Raw genomic sequence first — 4676 nt, 5'->3', positions numbered from 1 at the left:
CTTTTAATTTCCTAATGTGGATGTGTTTTTTAAAAAGGAAAATTTTAAAACAAGTTTTAAGATTTAAAACTTCTCATTTAAAATTTCCTTTTTTAACATGGTTACAAAAAAGGAAAGTTTCAAATTTAAAACTTTCCTTATTTGAATTATGCCACATGGTTTAAAAGAAAGTTTAAAAGTTTTAAAACTTTATCGGAATACACATATTCCGGGCTGGAAATTCCGACGATTTTATCTTCCTGACTCAATTCTGTGAAATAACCAACCAAACTGGCGTTCAGCAAAATAATTCTTTTAAAAGGAAGTTTAGATTGGGGAATATTATAAGTAAACTTTCCTGATTTCAGCCTTAAAATTTCTCCATCTTCTTTGAACTGTACCCTTTCCGAAATCTTTTGCCAATTGTTTTCGGTTTTGTAAGTTTCTTTTTTACAGGAAATTAGAAAAAGTGCGATGATTATTAAGAAAAATTTAGCTTTCATATTTCAAAGAAAGCAAAAAAGTACTATATTTGCAAACCGTAAACGGGTGCGTAGCTCAATTGGATAGAGCGTCAGATTACGGCTCTGAAGGTTGAGGGTTCGACTCCTTCCGCGCTCACAAAAAGGAAATTCATTTAGGATTTCCTTTTTTTTATTTTATTTTTACAGCGAATTAAAGCAGAAAAATGTCACTTCAAATCCATCATCTTACCAAAAAATTTGGCGAACAGACTGCGCTGAATGATATTAACATCAGCATCGGCAAGAACGAAATCATCGGTCTTCTCGGTCCAAACGGTGCCGGAAAAACTACGTTGATGAAATCCATTGTAGGTGTTTTGAAAATTGACGAAGGCGAAATAATTTTCAATGATAAAAATATTGTTGAAGACGATATTGAAGCGAAAAAAAACATGGGATTTCTGCCCGAAAACAATCCGCTGTACAACGAAATGTATGTGAAAGAATACCTGAATTTCGCAGCAGATTTACATAAAATCCCGAAAACAAGAGTTGATGATGTAATTGATTTGGTGGGAATTGCGCCGGAGAAATCGAAAAAAATTAGTCAGCTTTCCAAAGGTTACAAACAGCGTATTGGTTTAGCTCAGGCGATTCTTCATGAACCGGATTTATTGATTTTGGATGAACCAACGAATGGTTTGGACCCAAACCAAATCCTTGAAATCAGAAATGTCATCAAAGAAATCGGCAAAGAAAAAACCGTGATTCTTTCTACACACATTATGCAGGAAGTGGAGGCGCTTTGTTCCAGAGTTATTTTAATTCATCAAGGAAATATTATTATGGATTCTCCTATTGATGAATTTAAAGGGAAGTTTGAAAGTTTGGAAGAGGCTTTCCAGAGTTACACTGCTTAATGGGTAATGAGTAATGAATAATGAGTAATGAGTAATCAAAATTATTAATTGTTCATTATTAATTTTTTCTTTAAAAAAAGCGCTTCAGAAATTCTGAAGCGCTTTTTTGTTATGCAAGAGATTCTCCTCCTTCGAGGTCTTCTTTGATGTGTTTGTGTTTTTCAAAATCTTCTTCCTGGATTCTTTTGATTTCTTCACGTCTTGCTGCACCTTTCTTTCTTCTTCTGATTTTATATTTCGAAATCATGTAGAACATCACCGGAACAATTAACAAGGTAAGGAATGTCGCAAACGAAAGTCCGTAAATAATTGTCCAAGCTAAAGGTCCCCAAAACGCTACGTTATCTCCACCAATTGAAAGGTGTGGATTCAGCGTTGTAAGGAAAGACCAAATATCGAAATTCAAACCAATCGCCAAAGGAATCAAACCTAAGATTGCCGTTGTGGCCGTTAACAATACGGGTCTCAGTCTGGCTTTACCGGATTCGATAATGATTTCTTTTACTTCTTCAACCGATAAATCGTCGTGAGATTCTACACCTTTTTCTTCAATTTTTTCATCAAGACGAAGTACGAAGAAGTCCATCAATACGATACCGTTCTTTACTACAACTCCGGCGAGGGAAATAATTCCCATCATGGTCATCAGGATAACGAAATTCATCTTCGTAAATACCAATCCTAAGAATACCCCACTGAAACTGAGGACAATCGTCGTCATGATAATGAATGTTTTCGAAAGGGAGTTGAACTGCAATACGATAATGGATGTTACCAAAGCCATTGCAAGGAACAATGCTAACAATAGGAACTGCATGTTTTTGCCCTGTTCTTCCTGCTCTCCAGCGAATTTATATGTAATTCCGTCCGGAGTTTTGTAGTTCTTCATCGCAGCCTGAATTTTCTGTACGATTTCGTTCGCGTTGGCATCTCCTGTTATATTGGAATAAACCTGAAGCGTTCTGGTGTTATCCTTTCTTTTAATTTTATTGAAGGTATTTTCTTCACTAAATCTCGCGAAAGTTGAAATCGGAACCTGAACATTTCCATTTGGACCTTGAATCGTAATCGGTTGGTTGAAAAGCAAACTTGTATTTCTTCTTTGGTCCTGCTGTAATCTGATGGCAATTTGATAATCATCATCCAAATCTTTGTACGTTGAAATATCCTGACCAAAAATGGCTCTACGTAAAGTCATCCCTGTATTTGCGGTAGAAACCCCTAAGTTCCCTGCAGCTTCTCTGTCGATATCGATAATCATTTCCGGGCTGTCTTTGTTGACATCGGACTGAAGTTTTTCAATGCCCTGAATTCCCAAACCATTGATGTAAGTAATCATCTTTTGAGATTCCACCAAAAGTTCGTTGTAATCGTCACCATACAATTCGATGGAAACCGGATAACCTGCAGGTGGACCATTTTGGTTTTTCTCCACGGTAACATTCGCTCCAGGAATTTGAGGAATTAATTTTCTTAAATCTTCCAGAACTTCCTTAGTATCTACCCCTTTTCTTTTACCGTATTCCACAAAAGTTAAAGTAATGCTGGATTTTTGAGGAGATTCTGCCTGCGAACCAATGTCCACATTCGGGTTACCACCACCTTTACCAACCTGGGTAATCATACTTTCCACCAACCAGTTTTCGTTGGTTTTCCCGTCTTCATATTTTTTTAGATAGTTCAGCACTCTGGCTTCAATTTGTTTGGTAGCCTGATTGGTTTTACCAATATCTGTACCCTGTGGAAATTCTGTATAAACCATTACCTGTTGCGGAGCCTGTTCCGGGAAGAACAGTACTTTTACCCAACCTATTCCCAGCGCGATTCCCGCAATAACAAATGAAGCAATCAACAAACCAACAACAGCAAGAAATGCTTTACGTGGTTTTTTACCGTCCAACAATTTTCTAAGGAAATTTTGATATTTCTTCTCCAAATTGGGGAAGAAAGTATGTTGGAAATGGGTAATTTTCCCGAAGAAATAATTTTTGTACAGCCAAATCGCAGCAATTCCTAAAATTCCAAGAACCGCAATCGCTCTGAAAGCCGAAACATCCATCACAATTGAAAGAATTCCGAAAAATACAGCAATGGAACCGAAAATAATGGTAAGTTTTTTATTCTGTTTTGTAGTAAGGTTGTGGTCTTCCAAGGTCATACTTCCACCCGTCATGGAAGCGTTAATTACCAATGCCACAAATAATGAAGCAGAAAGCGTTGCGAGCAAAGTAATAGGAAAATATTTCATGAATTTACCCATGATTCCCGGCCACAGCAACATCGGTAGAAACGCTCCTAAAGTTGTTAGTGTTGAAGTAATTACCGGAACAGCAATTTCTCCAATACCAAATTTTGACGCTAGACGACGAGGCAAACCTTTCTCCATATTCGCATAAACATTGTCCACAACTACAATACCGTCGTCCACGAGCATTCCGAGTCCCATTACCATAGCAAAAAGTACCATTGTATTTAAAGTTACTCCGGACATATGAAGTACCGTAAACGCAATTAGCATTGAAAGCGGAATTGCAGTTCCCACAAAAAGTGCGTTTTTCATCCCCATGGAGAAACTTAAAACTCCCATTACGAGAAGGATACCGATGATAATGTGGTTAGCCAATTCGTTTACCTGGTGTTCAACTTCTGTAGATTGGTCGGAAGTTGTTGTAATGTTCAAATCTCTTGGAAGGTAAGTTCCTTCAGCTTTTTCCAACTTTTCTTTGGTTTGCTCAATGGCAGCAATCATGTTGGAACCTGCTCTTTTTTTCAGGTTCAGCATCACCACATCCTGACCTTTTTCTCTTGCGTAGGTTGTTTTTTCCTTTTCTTTGAAGCTTACGGTAGCAATATCTTTAATTCTTACACCCGGCTTAATCATGAAATCATTCAAATCATTAGGTGATGAAATTTGTCCTTTGATACGGATGTTGTTACGGAAACCTTCGGTTGTTAAATTACCGCCGGAAATTGTTACATTTTCACTACGGATTGCATTGACAATCTGATCAAAACTAATGTTTGCGGCAGTCATCCTGTAAATATCAATCGCCACCTCAACTTCGTTATCATCCACACCCAAAATGGTAGCTTCTTTTACTTCAGAAATATTTTCCAGATCGTCTTTAATATCTTCGGCGTATTTCTTTAGCGTAGCTTTCGGATAATTACCTTTAACATTGATGTTCAGAATCGGAACTTCTTCCGATAAATTAATATCGAAAACGCTCGGTTCTACTTTTCCACCGTTGTCGAGATTTGGCCAATCCTGCGAAGATTTCGTTTCATCAACCTTATCTTTAATACGGATTTT

Annotated in this window: 3 protein-coding genes and 1 tRNA gene; 2 read left to right on the top strand and 2 right to left on the bottom strand. The window is 37.3% G+C overall.

Going from position 1 to position 4676, the window contains the following annotated elements; all coding sequences use genetic code 11:
- Window positions 1–146: 146 nt before the first annotated feature.
- Window positions 147–482, bottom strand: coding sequence for a hypothetical protein (locus Q0252_RS07885; RefSeq protein WP_297985142.1), 336 nt, complete (start codon window positions 480–482; stop codon window positions 147–149).
- Between the two features lie 44 nt (window positions 483–526).
- On the opposite strand from Q0252_RS07885, the gene Q0252_RS07880 reads away from it, so the two are divergent.
- Both Q0252_RS07880 and Q0252_RS07875 read left to right on the top strand, forming a co-directional pair.
- A tRNA-Arg gene (locus Q0252_RS07880) sits at window positions 527–600 on the top strand.
- 67 nt (window positions 601–667) lie between these two features.
- Window positions 668–1363: an ABC transporter ATP-binding protein gene (locus Q0252_RS07875; RefSeq protein WP_297985140.1), complete on the top strand. Its 696-nt coding sequence runs from the start codon at window positions 668–670 to the stop codon at window positions 1361–1363.
- A 109-nt stretch (window positions 1364–1472) separates the two neighbouring features.
- Here Q0252_RS07875 and Q0252_RS07870 read toward each other — a convergent pair.
- The coding region (locus Q0252_RS07870) for an efflux RND transporter permease subunit (protein ID WP_297985138.1) at window positions 1473–4676 on the bottom strand (3204 nt) is incomplete at its 5' end.

The sequence above is a fragment of the uncultured Chryseobacterium sp. genome, from assembly GCF_936933875.1.
Classification (GTDB): domain Bacteria; phylum Bacteroidota; class Bacteroidia; order Flavobacteriales; family Weeksellaceae; genus CAKZIK01.
This window is presented reverse-complemented; position numbering and strand designations above follow the sequence as displayed.

Bases quoted from the DNA above. Each gene is read 5' to 3' on its own strand.
- Q0252_RS07885 (WP_297985142.1), bottom strand. From the start codon at position 482: ATGAAAGCTAAATTTTTCTTAATAATCATCGCACTTTTTCTAATTTCC.
- Q0252_RS07875 (WP_297985140.1), top strand. From the start codon at position 668: ATGTCACTTCAAATCCATCATCTTACCAAAAAATTTGGCGAACAGACT.